Raw genomic sequence first — 18,440 nt, 5'->3', positions numbered from 1 at the left:
GAGGAAGCCGAAAATGATGAAAAGGCTCTTGAGTTATGGCGTAAGGTTTGACATTGCAATGAAGGTAAAGAAATGGATGCGCAGGGATGCGGCGGCTGCCTGGCTATTTCTCGCGCCGAGCGCTGCCGGATTCGCGCTGTTCTACCTGATTCCGTTTGCCATGGGAGTGTTCTATTCTTTTGTGAACAGTGCGATAGATCGGCATTTTGTTGGATTAGACAATTACCATGAATTGCTTGCGAGCGGATCCTTCCGTAAGGCGGCCTTTAATACGTTTTATTTTAGTGCAGTTAGCGTTCCGCTCAATCTCGCACTATCGTTAGGTCTTGCTTTGCTGCTGAATTCGAATCTCATGTTGCGCAAATGGCTGCGGACTGCTTATGTGCTGCCGCTTGTCGTTCCCGTCGCCTCCATTGTGTTCGTCTGGCAGATGATGTTCGATTGGAACGGATCTGTAAACGCTTGGCTGAACGGCTTCGGAGTCGAACGCATGGACTGGATGAATACCGAAATGGCCCGATATGTCATCATTGTCGTTTATTTATGGAAGAACATCGGCTATAACGTCATTTTATTCCTGGCGGGATTGCAGCAAATCCCGAAGGACTATTATGAAACCGCCCAAATGGAAGGGGCAGGCCGTTTGCAGCAGTTTACCGGCATCACCCTTGTTTATCTCCTGCCCACGATGTTTTTTGTCATCATTTTGTCGATCATGAACTCGTTTAAAGTATTCCGGGAAACGTATTTGATCGCAGGCGATTATCCTCATGACAGCATATACATGCTGCAGCACTATATGAACAACATGTTTACATCGTTGGATATTCAGAAGCTGACAGCAGCGGCAGTCTTGATGGTCGGCTGTATTCTTCTAATCGTCATAGGATTGTTTGCGCTTGAGCGCTGGTATCGGCAGTTCATGGAATAGAGGTGAAAACTATTGCGAATTTCCGAATTGTTACAAAAAATGGCGCTCACGGCCGTCATGGGCATGATTGCACTTATATTCTTATTTCCGATTGTGATTACGTTCACTAATTCGTTCACGACAGCACAGGAAATCGATATAAACTATGGCCCTCTCGGGCAGATGAATGAGCCGGCTGCCGGGAGAAAAAACCTGTTTGCGAATGTAAAATTGCTGCCGGATCAAGTAACCCTGGAGCAGTATGGCAAAGTGCTGGTGGGCAGCCCTAGATATTTGATGATGTTCTGGAATTCAGTATTCCTGGTCGTACCGATCATCGTTGGACAAACCTTAGTATCGGCATTTGCTGCGTACGCCTTCTCCAAGCTGCAATTTCGCGGCCGGGATCGTTGGTTTCTCGTCTATGTCATTACGATGCTTATGCCGTTTCAGGTCACACTCGTGCCGAATTACATTATGGCAGATCAGCTGGGACTGCTGAATAGTCCGCATGCCATTATATGGCCCGGCATTTTCTCGGCCTTCGGTGTATTTATGCTTCGACAGTTCATGCTGCATATTCCGTATGCCTACATAGAAGCGGCAAAGATGGATGGGGCCGGTCAATTGCGGATTTTCTTTACGATCATATTTCCCATGGTGAAGGCAGGTCTTGCTTCGCTTATTGTTCTTTTGTTTGTCGATTATTGGAATATGGTGGAGCAGCCGCTGATTTTTCTGAATGATCCGTTCAAACAGCCGCTTTCCGTGTATTTATCCAGGATAAATGATGAGCCGGGGATAGCTTTCGCTGCATCCGTGCTCTATATGACTCCCATGGTACTGTTATTCCTGTATGCAGAAACCTATTTCATTAAAGGCGTTCAATTGTCCGGCATCAAGGGATAATTTTTGAGAAAGTGTTGAGGAGGAGAAAGAGCTGCTATGGAGTTAGGAAACGAACCGGTTGATCGCAAACGTACCATTCAAATCGTCTTTATTGTTTTTATGAGCTTGTTGCTGTTTCTTACGTTTTTTAGCAATACCTTCCGATCCCTGACCTTGCCAAAAGTGAGAACGGAACCGCTAGTTAGCGGAAGTCTTTTATTTACGATCGAAGGCAGCGGCATGCTGCAGCCAGTTGCCGAAACGAGATTACTGAACCCTGCTGGCTGGGAGGTTACCAACATTCTCGTAAACGAAGGAGATCGTGTGGAAAAAGGGCAGAAGCTAATCGAGTATGACAGCACAACGGCCGAACGGGAATTGGAGAATGAGATCACCAGCTTGAAAAAGATGAACATTGAGCTGCAAAATCTTCAGGATCAGTTCATCCAGTCAGAAAAGGCAGGGGACGAGTTCGATATTCGGAGTGCACGGCGCGCGATTGAATCGCTAAAGCTTGACCTGGACACACAGGAGCGAAATATTGACGAGCTGAGAGACCGTCTGACAAGCGGAAAGGAACTGATCGCTCCGTTCGACGGCATCATAAAAAAACTGAGTGCGATTGAAGGGTTAGTGTCACTGGGAGAACCGGATGTTTGGATCGCCAACGACAGCCTCGGATACAGCTTGGATATTCCCGTGGATTCTGCACGGTTGACCCAGTTGGGTATAGCCATCGGAGCGGTAGTTGAGGTCGAGGTCAAGACGGGTCAGGAACAGCAGACCCGCATTATCGAAGGCACCATTACCGAAATGACGGATGCCGAGCCGAGAACCGGGAGCTCTTCCGATGCTGGAGAAGCAGCGGGCCAAGCTCAAATGATTTCTCAGAAGGTGATTCGCATCAAGGTCGTTGATTCTGAACTGAAAGGAGGTGAGCAAGCATCGATCAGTATCGAGAGTCGCTCCCGCCAGGAAGGACTGGTTGTTTCGAATGAGGCGATTCATCGCGACCAGGGCGGTCTGTTCGTCTATATGATGGAAGAACAGAGAGGAGCGCTGGGCAATGTTTTCGTCGCCCGTAAAGTACGCATTCAGCCCATTGAAAGGAATGACAACGAAATACTGATTCAGGCCGACAGCCTCTATGAGGGCGATCTTTTGATTGTGGAGAGCGGTGAGCCTTTGCAGGATGGCAACCACGTACGCCTGCAATAAGGCAGCAAGGATTTGAAAAATGACAGGAGGGATTCATTTCATGAAAAAGTGGCAGTCTATGTTGACTATGGGGATTTTCATCATGTTTATGACAGCATGTAATTCCGGGGACGGTAAGCAACCGGAAAACGCGGAACGTCCGGTGAATCAAGAGGGGAAAACGGTCGTTACATTGTCTGTCCAGCAAGAGAGCCCCTTTTACGACACAGTAGAAAGAAAGTTTGAGGACAAGTATCCGGACATTGATTTGCAAATTAGGGTTATTGAAGATTATGAACAATATCAAAATACGATAAATACAGAAATTTTATCGGGCAAAGGCCCGGATATCTTTGAAATAAGCGGTTTGCCTATCAAAGATTATGTGAATAAAAACCTTCTCCTGGATATGAAAGAGCTCATGGAACAAGACGAGACGCTAAATCATAGCGATTTGCAAACGAACATATTGGATGCGATAAAGTCAAATGGCAGTCTGCATGCCATGCCTTTCGGATTCAACCTGCGGGCGTTTGTCGGTGATGGAGATCTCCTTGAGAACACGAGTATCGATGACCAGAATTGGACTTGGAAGGAGTTCGAGCATATTGCTAAGGAGCTGGGAGCAAGCGGCGCGGAACGCCGATATGCGATGGCGGGGGAAGCGCCTGATTTTCGCATACAGGAAATGATAGTGGACCGGTACGCTGAGTTTGTTGATACCGCGGCGAAAAAGGCAATGTTCGACACGCCCCTTTTCGTAGATGCGATGCAGCAAATAAAAGACATGTACGATAATCAAGTCATGACTTCCGAAGCGGCGGATCTAGGCAAGCAAATGTTCTATTCTACCGTTCTGAGATCGCCGGCAGACTTTATCAATGATCTGCATTTATACTTTTCCAATCCGAAGCTGCTGCAAAAACCGGAACAAAACGGCGGAACGAGGATTGTTCTTTCATCCCAATTCGCTATTCAAGCCAAATCCCCAGTGAAGGAGGAGGCATGGAAGTTTATTTCTTTCATGCTATCCGAAGAAGGGCAATCTATTCAAGAGAGACAAGGATTCTCACTGCTGAAATCTGTGAATAAGAAGCAGCTGACCGACATTCAAGAACAAATAGGAAGCGGAACGTACAAAACGCCAGACGGGAAAGCGCCTAAAGTGTCAGATGAGGAATTCTCCATGTTCGAAGAGTTCATTCATACAGCGGATAATTATTCGGAAGCGGATGGTAAGGTAATTTTTATTGTTGGAGAAGAATCGATGGCCTTCTTTAGTGAACAAAAAACTGCTGAAGAAGCAGCTAAGCTGATCCAAAACAAAGTGACCACCTATTTAAACGAGTAGAGCTGACAGGCATTTTGGCATTTACATAGCAGACAAGAACAAGTATGCCTGGATTACGATAAAAACCAGCCCGGATGCTCTCTTCCATGGACAGAAATTGCAAGGAAGAAGAGCAGCCGGGGTTTTACTATTTGCAGCTTGATGAGATAGAATGATTAAACGATAGTAAAGAAATTCATTTCCAATATAAGTTGGAGGTATAGAAAATCAATGGACGCATCTTTGAAAGGAACACGAATGGCAGTTGTATGGCTCATTTTGCTAGTAATCATTACAGGGTGCAATACAAAAATGCCTGTATCTCCAAATGAAGATCATTCTATATCCAATCAGCCTCAACATACTGACTCCATCAAAGACGCTGTTAATGAAGAATCAGCAGCCGAAGCGGCGAACATACCAACAAACCCGCCGGTTGAAAACCCGCCAGTCGAGTATGATCCTGCCTGGCCGGATAGCACGGTGAAGTCTTCTCACGGGCATCTTGTGAATAGCTGTGTTCCTGATGAGCTGCACGATAAAGCAACTACATTGACAACCAGTGATGGGGTGTATCTGTCGGCGCTTGTGCTTGGCAGCGGAGATCAAGGAGTCCTGCTTGCACACGAGCAAGGCTATAGCATTTGCTCCTTTCTTGACATGGGAATTGAACTGGCTGACAGCGGATATCTGGTCGTTATTCCTGAATATCGTAATCACGGGGCCTCGCAAGATTTTCCAGAGGATAATCAGAATATCGATCGTGATGCAGATGCAGCCTTAAGCGAACTCAAACGGTTGGGTGCGCAAAGATTGTTTTTGGCGGGAGCATCATGCGGCGGCAGCACAGCAATTATTGCAGGCGTTCGTCAAGACCTGCCTATTGAGGGGCTCATTATTCTTTCTTCTCCTGCACAATGCGGGCCCCTGGATGCCATTCCAAGTGTCGAAAAGATTGAAGCGCCATCCTTGTTTGTTTTTTCGCCTGGTGATTATGGTGGCTCCATTGAAAAAGAAGTGCGCAAATTATATCAAGCATCCGGGGCAGCGGATAAAGAGCTAATTGTGGATGAGAGCGGTTATCACGGAACAGATATGTACCATAGGGGAGAGCAGGGGGACGCATTAAGATCCCGACTTATTGATTTTGTTAAAATGGTGTTTAATTAAAGTGAAATCCGAAATATGATTGTTATAGGAACTATGACTAGACCAAATGTATGAACGAAAGGAGCGGGCTATTTATTGACGAACCCCCCACCCTGAAAGGAAGTTTCATCATCCTTGATTGGGATTTGCTCCCTACGGGCTTTCTCCAATAGATCATTAGCGTCGTCTAAAGGCTTGTAGCCGATCAGTTCTTCCAAATACCCGATATCGTAATAATTATCCGTATTCGCTGATGTCCCATACAAGCTCAGGAAACTCAAAGAGTCGTCTGCTTCAATGCAGCAAACCGCCAATTGAACCATGTCCCTGCACGATATCCAAATATGTCCCGCCCTTTCGGAATGGGGGCGGTCGTCTTTTGGAAAGTTGCCGATGCGGATATTGAAGGAAGAAACTTTGTGTTTATCGGCATATAAACGCCCCAACAGTTCAATGTAGCATTTGCTTAACCCATAGAAACTGTCCGGACGATAAGGCTCTTCCGGGGAAACTTCCTCGCCGACTCTGTAAAAGCCGGTCGCGTGGTTGGAGCTGGCGAAGATGACTCTTCTCACCTTATTTTTTCGGGCTGCTTCATAAATATGGTACGCTGCCGCAACGTTGATGGGCAGCACTTTGCCGAGGAAGTCTTCTTCATCTTTGGCCCAGCCGAAGTGAAGGATCGTATCCACTCCGCGGGTTGCCTCCAGAACCTGGTCCGCATCCGTAACGTCCAATCTGATTATGCCCAGCCCCTGGTCTTCCTTGACATCTGTAGCCGTTACTTCATAATGTCCCTGGCTTCTCAGTCCTTCTGTCAAACAGCGGCCGATCGTTCCGTTAGCTCCGGTGATCAATAGTTTTTTGTTCATTTTCTTCACCTCATTCATTGGAGTGCTGCTTTGGCTATTATTACCCAGATTTTACTCATCTTGCCCGGTTTTTGCTTTTTTTTATCAACTAGGGGTGCTCACGTGCATCCAATAGGTGGAAGGAGAAATACATGATTGCATAAGCTGCATTCGACCTTTAAAGCGCTGTATAAAAGCCAAGGCCACCATAAGGTGGCCTCTTGAATGATATGATGTCGTTACAGAGTATCCTCTACAGCAGCTATGGAAATCGTTGACCGCCCTCACTCATGGTCATGGATTTGGCAGCAAATTGTTCTATCCTTCCCACCTGTTACACCGGACTTACGGCAACCTCCTCGTCATCCTCATCACTGTTGAACTTCTCGCGGTCGAATTCGCCTTCGGAATTCGCTACGAGCAGCGAGGTGACGGTCGTTCCCGTAGCATTGACAGCGGTGCGGCCCATATCAATGAGTGCTTCTACACCAGCTACGATGGCAATGCCTTCTAGTGGCAGGCCCATTGCGGTAAGCACGACTGTTGTCGAAATGACGGCAGGTCCGGGAACGCCGGCAACGCCGATGGATGAGATGATACTAACGAGTACGAGAATAATATAATCGGTTATGGTCAGATTAATATTGAAAATTTCGGCTGTGAACACAGCTACAATTGCCGGCCATACGCCGCCGCAGCCGTTAAAGTTGACAGAGGCGCCCAAAGGAGCAACGAAGCTTGCAATTCGTGGAGAGACATGAAGCCGTTTCGTAATCACCTCCAGGTTAACGGGCAGTGTGGCATAGCTGCTGCGGGTTGTGAATGCTACGACGAGCATCGGGTAAATTTTCTTGAAGAAGCGGATCGGATTCACCTTCGCCACCAAAAGCAAGAGTGCCCCGAATACAAGCACAAAGTGTAAAATGAGCGCGACATAGGAAGTGACGATTACACTGCCCAGTTCCTGCAGCGTATCCCAGCCGTAGCGTGCTGTGATGCCGGCGATTAGAGCGAACACCCCGTACGGTGTGAGCCGAATAACGTATTTCACAACCTGGTGCAGCACTTGGGTCAACGAATGGATCAAGTCTCGCACAGGCTTGACGGCATCAGCGTTTTTGGAGCCGACCTTAATAATGGCAACGGCCAGGAATAGCGCGAATATAAGCAGGGGCACGACCTTGCCATTCGCCGCTTCATTAATCGGATTGGAAGGAACCAGGTCCAGAATGACTTGCGAGAAGGTCGGTATTTCACGTGCTTGAAAGTTCTCCGGCGTTTCCTGCTGAATACCGGTTCCCGGGTTGAACAGCAGGGCGACAAGCAGGCCGATTATAGATGCCACCCCCGTAGTGGCAAGGAACCAGCCGAACGTCTTAAAGCCGATTTTGCGTAAAAAATCTAGACTTGTCAACGATGCGATACTGTTCAGAACGAGCACGAATACAAGCGGAATGACGAGCATGCGGATGAGGCTGACGTAAATACTGCCGAATGTGGTGACACCTCTTGTTTCCAAATCCAGGCTCTGGAAAAGAATACCCGCAAGCAAGCCGAGTCCCAAACCGATCAGTACACGGGCGCCAAAGCTGACCCGCTTGCGTGCCAGTACATACAAAACCGTAAAAACGATCACCGCAGTTACAAAACTGAACCAGTTTGTTTCAACGGCATGCAGTAAATTATTCTCAATATTGTTCATCGATACTTTTAAACCCCCTTAACCAATCGACATTATAGGAATTGATTCAACCTCAATTTACAGGTATTGTCTTAAATTGTCAATGCATTTTTTGGAAGGGCTAAGAACATAGCGGTGAGGAGCCTTATTCAACGGAGTTATTTTGATCTGTTTTTGTTGTTGACTAAACAGGTTTGTCGTAATAAACTCTATATACCAAAGGTTTGTCGAAGCAAACCTTTAAGGAGGGGGGTTAGGCAACCGTTGGAGCGGTACCGATTATTTGATGCAGAATTTAAGTTCGTGACGATTATATGGGATCATGAACCGGTCAACTCTACCGAGCTGTCTAAAATTTGCTTGAAAGAGCTGGGCTGGAAAAAATCGACGACCTACAATATGATACGCAAGCTGGTGGAGCGCCGGATTTTAAAAAATGAAAACGCGACGGTCACAGCGCTTGTAAAACGCGAGCAGGTTCAGAAATACGAGAGCGAGGTTTTATTGGAAAAAGCTTTTGGCGGCTCCCTTCCTGTATTTCTTGCGACTTTTCTTAAAGATAAAAAGCTGACCCCCAAAGAAGCGGAGCAACTCAAGAAAATGATTGAGGAGGCAACGAAATGACCAGCAGCCTTTTTATTGCTGTACTAAATATGAGCCTTACGGCAAGCTATGTGGCGCTCATCGTGATTGCGATTAGGTTTATACTTAAAAACCTGCGGGCGCCTGCGGTTTTTTCCTATGCTTTATGGCTGGTGGTTCTGTTTCGTCTTGTTCTTCCTTTTTCTTATGAAAGCTCGCTCAGTTTGCTTCCGGGGAAAACGGCTGCTATTCCTCATAATATTATGTATTCCGAAAGCCCGTCCATAAGTACTGGCATTCTGTTTCTGGACCACACCGTAAATCGCACCATTCAGTCAGCTGTACTCCCCGTGGATGAAACCGCAAGTGTCAACCCGATGGAGATTGTTGTGGAGGCGGGGGCGGCGATCTGGTTGCTGGGGATAGCTGTGTTGTTACTCTACGGTGTCATTTCTTATTTCCAGGTAAAGCAAAAGCTTACTTTTGCCACCCGCGTAAAAGATAACGTTTTCGAAACGGATCGAATTCAAACGCCTTTTGTCCTTGGGTTAATAAAACCTAAAATTTATTTGCCCACAGGTCTCACCCGTCAGGAGCAGCAATTCATATTCATGCATGAGCAAACGCATATTCGACGTTTCGATTATGTGATTAAACCATTGGCTTTTTTGACCTTGGTGCTGCACTGGTTCAATCCGCTTATGTGGCTTTCCTATTTTCTTATGATCAGGGATATGGAAATGTCCTGTGACGAAAAGGTTATGCAGCTGTCAAAGGAGGACTTGCGAATAGATTATTCGCGGACATTGTTGGCGCTTGCTTCGAAACAAAGCGGCTTGGCAAGCCCGTTGTCTTTTGGAGAAAGCAATGTCAAATCCCGGGTGAGAAATATTCTGCTTTTTAAACGTCCTGTCTTTTGGGTCAGTGTGGTCATTACGGTTATTGTAGCGGCATTGGCCATTAGCTTATTGGCGAACCCGGCCCAGGAAGCGCAAGTAGAAGGGGAACGCATCGTCAGCGTACAGGGAGTAGTTTCCAGCGAATATTCGGTTTACGAAGGTCATCTAATTCCATTTGCGGATTTTCCGATCGGGAGGCCGATCGACACCTTCATTGTAGAGGTTGAGAATTTGCTGTTCGAAGTGGAGCCCGCGGATTTCGAAAAGTATGGAGGAGGAAGAACGGTTGAAATTCAGTACCTGAATACGGACGTTACCTACTTGAACGAGGTCGAATCCATTGCCGCTGACGGCACCGTCATTCAATCTGACAAACCAAGACCTCTTTATCGCATTGTTTCGATTACGGGCGATCCGCATCCTCAATTTGATTAATTCGGATTTTCTCCATTTGAAAGACAAGGAAATGTGACGATCGCGGATCTTTGTACTGGCGGCACATTGTATCAAATTGACTTTATCCGGAAAAAGTGAAACAGTAGCATCCATGTCAAATAGGGGCTGTTCAGCAAGTCAGGGAAGACTGACGGGCTGGACAGCTCTTTCATTCCTTGTCCAAAGATATCTTCATAAGTCAGCTGATATATTGTATGGAGATAACAGCAGTCCGATCAGTTCCCTGCGGCTGCTAACTCCGGTTTTGGCGAATATTGATTTCAGGTGATCCTGCACCGTATAGGCAGAGATGGATAAGGTCTCGGACAATTGCTTGGTCGAATAGCCTTGTACCAGGAGCCGAAGGAGTTCGGTTTCGCGAGCGGACAGCCGATAAAAATCGAGCATTTGGTTCAACAGCTCCTGCGGCTGCGCTTGCTCACCTATTACAGCGAATTGGGCAGATTCCGCATGCATTTGAGTCGCTTGAATCGACAAGAGGAAGCCGTCGGGCGAGAACACGCACAGTCGGGCTTCATTCGTCTGGATAGGCGAATCCGGGTTGCCGGATTTTGCCTTTGAACAGACTGCGCGAATGGGCCGTGGCAGGACGGGAGGAGCCAGCTGCTCCATTTGACGCAGCCAATGCAGCAGCCGTTTGCCCGATGCATTGGCGGATAGCAGGTTACATTGTTCGTCCACGATCATGATCCCGGTTTCCAAGACAGAATTTGGGGCGGGAAGAGGCCAGTTGCAGGCAAATTGCTTCAGGGAGCGAGCCATGGCAGGCAAGACCTCGGAAAGCCGCCGGATGTCTTCACTAGAAAAGTGAGCGTGTCCTTCAGAACGAAATAAGGTTAGAAATCCCCAACACTTTCCTTCCCAGACCAAAGCCGCCCGCAGTTCATCTCCAAATCCGGCAGGCAACAGTATCTCCTTATAACGCGCACTGCGCTCCAGTTTCCCCTTGGTCGCGACACTTAAAACCGCTATCGGCGAGTCGGAAGTTGCCAATCTCATGTATTTATTGTAGTCGGTGGCCAGATATTCGTTTTTGAATAGGGCCGGATGGATGCGTTCTATTCGATCATCGGTAACCGCTCCCGTAGAAAGCAGGGAACGTGGATCAACCGTTGTAAAGCAGGCCGCTTCAAAGGGAAGCAGGCCGCGTAAAGTAATCAGAGCCTGTTGGCGAAAGAGGAATGAGTCGGGAACGGGATTTTTCAGGAAAAGGGTTTGCATAGGATGTCACCTCGCTTTAAAATCCCAGCTTTGTGGGATAGGAATAGGGTCATCTCTTTTCTATAATTGATAATGGTTATCGTTATCAAACATATTTTACATGAACATTTCGGAAAGGAAAAGGAAAGATGAAAATAAGAACCATTAGTTTACTAGCGAGTGCAATCGTATTTTTGAACGCTTGTAGTCATACGGAGCCAGGGGTGTCGGTATTGGCTCCCAAAGCGCCTGCGCTCATTCCGACATTGCTTGCAACCGAACATATTGACGGACTTGGGGGTGTGGAGGTGCGAACCTGGGACACGCTGGAGCAATTGCTGGTAGCGATTCAGGACGGAAGCTCCCCGTTGATTGTGGCGCCTTTGAATATCGGGGCCAACGTGTATGCGCGCGGCTTCCCGCTACAGCTCGTTCATGTCAATACGTGGGGATCGATGTATCTGGTCACCTTATCGACGGAAGTCCGGGACATTCACGATTTGAAAGGGGAGGCGGTTTACATTCCGGGCAAAGGAGGTCCGCCGGACGTATTGACGGACTTTATTCTGGGGGAGCAGCAATTGGCGGATGAAGTGGAGCGAGTGTATGCTGCGATTCCGGAAATCATGCAAATGCTGTCTAGCGGGAAGGCCCAGCATGCCGTCCTCCCGGAACCGTTTCTTAGCGGGCTTCGCGCGCAAACGTCCGAGATCCGGGAAGTGATTGATTTTGAGCTTGAGTGGCAACAACGTTTTGCCGCAAGCTTGCCGCAAGCCGGCTTGTTTGTTCAGCGGAAGTGGGCGGAGGAGCATCCTGAGCTGCTGAAGGCTTACCAGACGCAGTTTGCTGAAGCGATCGCCGATATAGCGGCTGATCCGGCGCCGGCCGTGCAGCTGTCAGCTGATGTTTTCGGATTGCCCGAGCCGCTGCTTCGCCAATCGCTCAGTCACATGCATTTGGGAATGCAAGAGGCTGTTGAAGCGAGAAGCCAGGTGGAGAACTATCTTCGCATTTTGCTGGAAGCCAATCCTGAATCCATCGGAGACCAATTACCAGATGAACAATTCTATTACACGTTGGAGTAGGTGGGTTCCGCTCTATAGTTGCGCAGCTGCGCTGGTTCTATGGGGCGGCGTCTCCGCCTTATATCCGTCAGTCATTCTCCCGTCTCCTTTAGAAACGGTACGAGCACTCACGAAGATGCTGGGAACCGGTCCGTTTTGGCAAACACTGGGCACGACATTTTTACGCCAAATGGCCGGATTCACGATTGCCTGCATAGTCGGATTTGGTCTGGGGTGCGGCGCAGGTCGTCATCCTTTGCTGTATCGGCTCATTCATCCGCTCGTGCAGCTTGTACAATCTGTTCCTCCGGTGTCCTGGATACTGCTGGTGATGCTTTGGTTTGGTGTTCGAGGCGGGGCGCAGGTGGCCGTCGAAGGGAAGACTTATTTTGAAATCATGGGAGGCCCCGGATATATAATAGATATATGTACAAAATACGGGTTTTGTGAATAAGTATATATTGGACTTAACCAAGAGTGGCCGATCTCTTGGTTCATCAGCTTTTTTATACATTTATTTTCTACATTCGAACTCTGTCGCCCTCCTGCAGCGGATGGCTGCTCTCAATAACGATTTGACTTTGATTGAATACGCCCTGTACGGCTGATTCCTTATCGTTAGCTTCTGTGACGGTTATGTACGTCTTGTTGACGTAAAAAGCATTGCCGAGCGGTCCGCTTCTTTCCGAGATGGTGTAAACATATTGTCCGGACGGATCCTCGCGGATGGCCAAATTCGATACGAGCAGCATTTCACTGCCCGATGCACTCTTCATATTAAGATCCACTTGTGCCTGCTCTCCTCCTTGTAAAGTATTGTCTTGCAGGGTGACCAGAACGGTTTTCACCGAAGGGTTAGCGGCCATACCGCTTCCTTGATGTTCTCCCTGATAATCATTGCCTTCGCTCGCGACACTCGAATTTTCAATTTCGACAATTTCACCTTCGACTTGATTAGCTGACGTTCCTTTAATTTCTACAACCAGTTTCTCACCGACCTTCAGCATGTCCGCTATATCCGTCGGGAGTTGAAGCTCAAACTCAAACCCCTGGCTTACGTTGTAAAGTTGGATATCCGGTCCACCGCCAGTACCGGATAAACCCTCTTTAGCATTTAATTTCTTAACGAGGCCGTCAACAGGAGCGACCATTTCACGATTACTCGCCAAACGTTCCTGCATCATTTGTATACGCTGCTCCTGTATCTCCAGATCCATTTTATAGCTCTCTATGGCCGCTTTGGCGCTTTGCATTTTGGACGGATCACCAGTCTTCGCAACTTCTATATATTCGTGTTGCAATTCCTCCATTCTCATCTTCATTTTCATCAGGTTTGCATTTTCCAGCTTCACCTGCCATTCCTCTTCACTGCTGTCGTAACTCACAAGGGTTTGTCCTTTGCTCACGAGATCTCCCTCTTGTACATGCACCTTCTCAACTTTCCAGCCTTCAAGCTGGGTCAAATCCACCACTTCTCTGGGCCTGACCACACCGCTGCCGGTGTAATGATATTCGATATGACCTGGTCTTGGCTGCACCGTGGCTACCTTGGGCAAGGTCATCGTAAGCAGAGTATTGCTGAACAGAGTAAATACAATCAGAAGACCCGCAAACAATGAAAATATAACTCGAAGATATTTCTTGCGGCTGGACAAGGCTTGTTCAGACTGTTGCAACTCCATTGTTAAATCTCCTCCGTGGTATTCTAAGACACCGTGCATCATATCATTTATTCTTTAATACCAGATAATTGAATCCCTCTGTGAAAGTAAGATTCCGCGTACAGGAACAACAGGATCATAGGGGACATATACAGCGCTGAGGCAGCGAATCCCACACCCCGTGCCTCCAGGTTGATTCTTAACAAATAAAGCGATAATGGCTGCTTGAATGAATCCTCCAGGAAAATCAGCGGTTGCTCCACCATGTTCCAATAATCCACAAACAACAAAACGATGAGAGCAGCCAAACCCGGCTGGATCTGGGGAAGGATGATCTTATGGAAAATTCTCAATTGGCCCGCTCCATCCATTTTGGCTGCCTCGATATAAGAGCTGGGAATATGAATCATGAATTGCCTAAGCATAAACACACCGAATGCACTGAAGATTCCCGGCAGAATGATCGCTGCTGCCGTGTTGAGCAGTCCAAGCCTGTCGGCAATCATATAATTGGGAACCAATGTGACTTGGAAAGGCATGAGCATGGCCATCAAATAAATGAAAAACAGCTTATCCCTGCCCCGAAATCGAAGCTTCGCAAATGCATAAGCTGCGTACGAAGCTACAATGGTTTGTCCGACAATGATCGGTGTAACCATAAATACGGAATTCCAGAACATCTTGAGGAAAACGGGAGTTTCTATCAAGATCGCAGCATATTGCTCAAACGACACCCAGTCGGGGATTAATTTCAAATTGACATATCCGCCCTTCTCTCCCGCTTCAAGATGGGGCATCTTACCAATGAGGTCATAGTTGTAACCTATTTCCTGCTCTGTCATCAAGGAGTTGGTGAAGGTTATGACAATCGGAAAGAGCATCATTGCAGCAATGACTAACATGATTAAAGACAACACGCATTTTTGTAAAAATAATTGTTTTTCTTTCTCCATGCCCATCTCCCCCTCACTTATTCCATGAAATTCCGGAAACGACGTTCAACCAAAAGCATAATCGTTACAATGATCAAAATGCCGCCAACCATTAACACGGCTGCAGAGGTCAGCTTCTGCATATCAAGCGAATAGAACATATTGTTCATATAATGCTGCAGCATATAAATTCGGTCGTATGGATAATCGCCTGCAAGAAGGTAAGTTTCACGAAAGACACGGAACGAATTAATAATGGACATGAGCAGAACCAGGAACATCGTCGGTGTCAAATAAACGAGCGTAATATGAGTGAATTTATGCCATTGTCCAGCTCCTTCGATATCAGCGGTTTCGTAATAGGATTGAGGAATATTCTGTAGTCCGGCAAGAAACAGAATAATATTAAAGCCAATGTTTTTCCATATATATAGGAGCGTTAGCACGCCCATGGACCATTCCGATTTCATCCAATCGATCCGATCGATTCCGATGCCTTGCAACCACATGTTCACGGTACCGTTCCAATCAAATAAAATTTGCCAAAATAAAACGATCGATGCCACCGGGACAACAAGCGGTAGTACAAAAGAAGTTTTCAGCCAGTTCCGTAAAAAGAGCTGTTGATTTAGCAATAAAGCAAATAACAAAGAGAGTATAATTAGGAATGGCACACTCACTCCGGTAAACACGAACGTATTCATCGCCGCTTTGCGAAAAGAGCCACTGTCGAGCAGTTCCCTGTAATTTTCGAAGCCGACAAAAGAGCCGTTGACCGTACTGTCCATCATGGAATAGAAAATTCCGACCGTGAAGGGGATCACATAAAACAAGGCAAAGCCGATTACGCTCGGTGCCAAGAATAATATAGCGATGGTCCATTCTGTCCGTAATCCTTTCCCGTTCATGCCCAGTATCCTCCTCCTTCCGGCATCACTCCTTCTTGTTTCATTCATTCAGATAGGTTGTCACCCTGTTTTGTATGAGTTTCGCTACATCTTCAGCCGATTTTTGACCAGCGAAAAAAGCTTCAGATTCTTCATAAATGATCTCTTGAATGAGAGTAAACTTATATTCAATAGGATGAACCGCCGCGGTAAGATACGATTCCAAACTTTGAAGATCCTTTTCTGTAATCGTAAATTCCCGTCCTTCATAGTCGTTCATCTTCCCGATTTGTAAAAGGTTTTGTGCTTGCTTTTGATAAACGTTTCTATTCAATGGGAAGCCAGTCTGGTTTCCGGTATCCATCAGGGTATCGGTCGATTGCCCTAACTCTTCGGACATAAGAAATTTGACAAAATCCCATGCTTCTTCCTTGACAGGGGAATGGGCATTTATACCGATCATATTTAACGCTTGGAAGTGCCCACCAGCTTTTTGTTCTTCCGCGTGAGGCATGATATAGAACTTCTCACCATAGGAACTGTTCTGCTTGCGAAGGTAATCGGAGATCGAAAGTAAAATTTCGTCCCGAAAATAAGTTGAGTCAGCGCCTCCGCCTTCGGTCGTGATGATTCCCTGATCTAACATCTGTTGCACTTGTTTCATCAAGCCGATGAATGCTGCTGAATCGAAATTAGCCTTTCGATTCGCTTCATCTACAAATTCACTGTATCGTCCTTGTACTAGGTTGTTCAACAGCCCGCCAGGAGTGGGCGCTTCGAATGCGTGCTTCTTATCCCCTTTGTTGATCATCTCTTTCGATACCTGGATAAATTGCTCCCAGGTCCAGCTTTGATCGTTGAAAGAAACACTGGTTTGTTCGATGTCTTCCTGTACTCCCGTAAAACCATTTAGGTAAAACTGTAAAGGAATAGCGTAAGTACCGTCATTCAATTTGAAGTTATCCAATATGTTTACAAAATATTGATCTTTATGGAAGTCCGGGTCATTTTCCATCAACTCGCCTACATTGACAAGCACCTTCTGATTCACATATTGTCCGATCGGCAGCTCATCCAGCTCAAGCACATCAGGACCTGATCCTGCCAGCATTTGCGTGTTCGTTGTTTTGACGAACTGTTCATGAATGGTCTCCCAGTTGTCCCAGTTGGCATCCATGCCACTGGCATGTTGAGAGGTAAGTTGGATTTCAATGTTAGGGTGTTTTGCTTCATACTTTCTCTTGGCTTCTTTAAAAAGATCGTTCTCGTAAAAGGTTGCAAAGGTAATGACTGTTTTCCCGTTTTCGGTTTTTGATGATGACGGCTCCGTATCTGTCTGGGTATCCGTTTGTTTCCCTGCATCGGTTCGTTTATCAGTCTGGTGTTGCGAACCTGCGGCTTTTTCATTTTCTGACGACTCCGCTTCTCCATCAGTGTTATTACTGCATGCCGCCAAAACGAACACCATCATACAGATTAGCGAGAATAATCCAATTTTTTTCATATGTACGTTACCTCTCCCTCACCTGATTTATCTATTTCTCTTTCGAGACTTTCTTGATCATAGCAGATAGATGTTAGAAGGATTTCACCAACTTGTAAAAAAGTTGTATCGAAAAAAACGCCCCAAAAAAAACGCCTCGCAATGTTTCACGAGACGGGGCCTTAGTCATTTAAATTCAATTATGAACGGGACTTGATCTATTATTACAGCAGGAACTGGAGATATTCGGTCTATGTTCTTGTCGTCCTACATCACCCGTTCTTTGAATAAATACTTTCTTTCTTTATTTATTACCTATGTCTGATTCCTCCATGACTATACTGAAAGAAATACTAAGTTTATCCCAAACCCAAGCCTGAAAAATTTTATCTATTTCTATTTTTAACGCTTTTTCATCCAGTTTCTCTTCGATACCTAACTTTTCAAACGTGAATGTTTCTGTCGCCTGTATGTCTTCGTATACAGCACTACTAAATGAAAAAGTTACTGTTTTGCTCATTGCTTTAACCCCCTTTTATCGGTGGTAAATTGGCTTGTATTGGATAAACTGCTCATCACTTTTCCTTTAATGTAAATCCTGGGCACACTGGCGAATGCATTCAGGTTTCATTCAGGATAATGTCCTTTAGCTCAATCAGAGTCTTGATTCGATAACTGGCCTGTGAGAAGTCATGTGATTGTGTGAAGTCGTTATGGACAATAGCACAGTCGATACCAGCTGCCACGGCTGAGTTCAACCCTCTGTTTGAATCCTCCACAACCAGGGTCTCTTCTTTCGCAGCTCCGAAGCGCTTTAGGCCAGTCAAGTATGGTTCCGGATGCGGCTTGGCGTGCCCGTAGTCTTCGCGAACGAGGACGAATTCCATGAATTGCTTAATCTGGCGCTTCTCATGAATAAGTTGAAAATCAGCACGTTTTGCAGTTGTTACGATGGCCATGCGGACGTACTTTGACAGTTCGGCTAGAGCTTCAACCACGCCTTCAATCTCTATAGCTTCTGTTCTTAGATATTCCTGATAATAGGCGTTGCGGACCTCACGCTGCCTGCTGATGGTCTGTTCATCAACACCTGCCGCCCTGGCTTGGGCCCAAGTTCCAAATGACTGGGTCATGTCGCGGAGGTATTGATCTTTATCCAGGGTAAATCCAATATCGGCCAGAGCGCGCTCTCCCGCTTTGTAATACCAGAATTCAGTATTAACCAGAACACCATCATGATCGAAGAGTATGTACTTTTTCATTGTTACGT

18 protein-coding genes are annotated in these 18,440 nt (G+C 46.6%); 9 read left to right on the top strand and 9 right to left on the bottom strand.

Annotated features, from left to right (window positions below; translation table 11 throughout):
- The first annotated feature begins 58 nt into the window (after positions 1-58).
- From PSHG_RS01220 to PSHG_RS01200, 5 genes are all read left to right on the top strand, one after another.
- The gene (locus PSHG_RS01220; RefSeq protein WP_026021118.1) at positions 59-931 is read left to right on the top strand and encodes a carbohydrate ABC transporter permease; all 873 of its coding nucleotides are present in this window, start codon (positions 59-61) and stop codon (positions 929-931) included.
- Between the two features lie 39 nt (positions 932-970).
- A complete protein-coding gene (locus PSHG_RS01215) occupies positions 971-1,819 on the top strand; it encodes a carbohydrate ABC transporter permease (RefSeq protein ID WP_392392006.1) in 849 nt (282 codons plus the stop codon).
- Between the two features lie 36 nt (positions 1,820-1,855).
- Positions 1,856-3,016: an efflux RND transporter periplasmic adaptor subunit gene (locus tag PSHG_RS01210; RefSeq protein WP_010268253.1), complete on the top strand. Its 1,161-nt coding sequence runs from the start codon at positions 1,856-1,858 to the stop codon at positions 3,014-3,016.
- A 40-nt stretch (positions 3,017-3,056) separates the two neighbouring features.
- Positions 3,057-4,346 carry an ABC transporter substrate-binding protein gene (locus PSHG_RS01205; RefSeq protein ID WP_010268250.1) on the top strand — a complete coding sequence of 430 codons (1,290 nt, stop codon included), beginning with the start codon at positions 3,057-3,059 and terminating at the stop codon, positions 4,344-4,346.
- A 210-nt stretch (positions 4,347-4,556) separates the two neighbouring features.
- On the top strand, positions 4,557-5,495 hold the full coding sequence (locus PSHG_RS01200; RefSeq protein WP_010268248.1) for an alpha/beta hydrolase: 939 nt from the start codon (positions 4,557-4,559) through the stop codon (positions 5,493-5,495).
- Positions 5,496-5,563: 68 nt separating this feature from the next.
- Here PSHG_RS01200 and PSHG_RS01195 read toward each other — a convergent pair whose 3' ends face one another.
- Complete coding sequence (locus PSHG_RS01195) at positions 5,564-6,346, bottom strand: NAD-dependent epimerase/dehydratase family protein (protein WP_010268245.1); 783 nt, start codon at positions 6,344-6,346, stop codon at positions 5,564-5,566.
- 313 nt (positions 6,347-6,659) lie between these two features.
- Positions 6,660-8,027 carry a dicarboxylate/amino acid:cation symporter gene (locus tag PSHG_RS01190; RefSeq protein ID WP_010268241.1) on the bottom strand — a complete coding sequence of 456 codons (1,368 nt, stop codon included), beginning with the start codon at positions 8,025-8,027 and terminating at the stop codon, positions 6,660-6,662.
- Positions 8,028-8,270: 243 nt separating this feature from the next.
- On the opposite strand from PSHG_RS01190, the gene PSHG_RS01185 reads away from it, so the two are divergent.
- The gene (locus PSHG_RS01185; protein WP_010268240.1) at positions 8,271-8,630 is read left to right on the top strand and encodes a BlaI/MecI/CopY family transcriptional regulator; all 360 of its coding nucleotides are present in this window, start codon (positions 8,271-8,273) and stop codon (positions 8,628-8,630) included.
- Positions 8,627-9,922, top strand: a complete 1,296-nt coding sequence (locus PSHG_RS26305; RefSeq protein WP_010268239.1) for a peptidase M56 BlaR1 — start codon at positions 8,627-8,629, stop codon at positions 9,920-9,922. Before PSHG_RS01185 ends, PSHG_RS26305 begins: the two co-directional genes overlap by 4 nt.
- A 192-nt stretch (positions 9,923-10,114) precedes the next feature.
- Here PSHG_RS26305 and PSHG_RS01175 read toward each other — a convergent pair whose 3' ends face one another.
- On the bottom strand, positions 10,115-11,164 hold the full coding sequence (locus tag PSHG_RS01175) for a helix-turn-helix transcriptional regulator (protein ID WP_010268238.1): 1,050 nt from the start codon (positions 11,162-11,164) through the stop codon (positions 10,115-10,117).
- A gap of 128 nt (positions 11,165-11,292) precedes the next feature.
- Here PSHG_RS01175 and PSHG_RS01170 point away from each other — a divergent pair, with 128 nt between their 5' ends.
- The gene (locus tag PSHG_RS01170) at positions 11,293-12,228 is read left to right on the top strand and encodes an ABC transporter substrate-binding protein (RefSeq protein ID WP_148497602.1); all 936 of its coding nucleotides are present in this window, start codon (positions 11,293-11,295) and stop codon (positions 12,226-12,228) included.
- Positions 12,200-12,661, top strand: a complete 462-nt coding sequence (locus PSHG_RS26300; protein WP_148497600.1) for an ABC transporter permease — start codon at positions 12,200-12,202, stop codon at positions 12,659-12,661. Before PSHG_RS01170 ends, PSHG_RS26300 begins: the two co-directional genes overlap by 29 nt.
- Positions 12,662-12,728: 67 nt before the next feature.
- Here the strand turns inward: PSHG_RS26300 and PSHG_RS01160 are convergent, their stop codons facing one another.
- From PSHG_RS01160 to PSHG_RS01135, 6 genes are all read right to left on the bottom strand, one after another.
- Positions 12,729-13,889: an efflux RND transporter periplasmic adaptor subunit gene (locus PSHG_RS01160; RefSeq protein ID WP_010268231.1), complete on the bottom strand. Its 1,161-nt coding sequence runs from the start codon at positions 13,887-13,889 to the stop codon at positions 12,729-12,731.
- A 47-nt stretch (positions 13,890-13,936) separates the two neighbouring features.
- The gene (locus PSHG_RS01155) at positions 13,937-14,770 is read right to left on the bottom strand and encodes a carbohydrate ABC transporter permease (RefSeq protein ID WP_392392005.1); all 834 of its coding nucleotides are present in this window, start codon (positions 14,768-14,770) and stop codon (positions 13,937-13,939) included.
- Between the two features lie 68 nt (positions 14,771-14,838).
- Positions 14,839-15,708 (bottom strand): carbohydrate ABC transporter permease, encoded by an 870-nt coding sequence (locus PSHG_RS01150; protein ID WP_010268228.1) that lies wholly within the window; start codon positions 15,706-15,708, stop codon positions 14,839-14,841.
- Positions 15,709-15,748: 40 nt separating this feature from the next.
- A complete protein-coding gene (locus PSHG_RS01145) occupies positions 15,749-17,191 on the bottom strand; it encodes an ABC transporter substrate-binding protein (RefSeq protein WP_010268226.1) in 1,443 nt (480 codons plus the stop codon).
- A gap of 283 nt (positions 17,192-17,474) precedes the next feature.
- Positions 17,475-17,690, bottom strand: a complete 216-nt coding sequence (locus tag PSHG_RS01140; RefSeq protein ID WP_010268223.1) for a hypothetical protein — start codon at positions 17,688-17,690, stop codon at positions 17,475-17,477.
- Positions 17,691-17,790: 100 nt separating this feature from the next.
- Positions 17,791-18,432 (bottom strand): HAD family hydrolase, encoded by a 642-nt coding sequence (locus tag PSHG_RS01135; RefSeq protein ID WP_010268220.1) that lies wholly within the window; start codon positions 18,430-18,432, stop codon positions 17,791-17,793.
- Positions 18,433-18,440 lie beyond the last annotated feature (8 nt).

This window comes from Paenibacillus senegalensis JC66 (assembly GCF_000285515.1).
Lineage (GTDB): Bacteria > Bacillota > Bacilli > Paenibacillales > NBRC-103111 > Paenibacillus_L > Paenibacillus_L senegalensis.
Note: the sequence above shows the minus strand (reverse complement) of the source record. Positions and strands in the feature narration are given on the sequence as shown.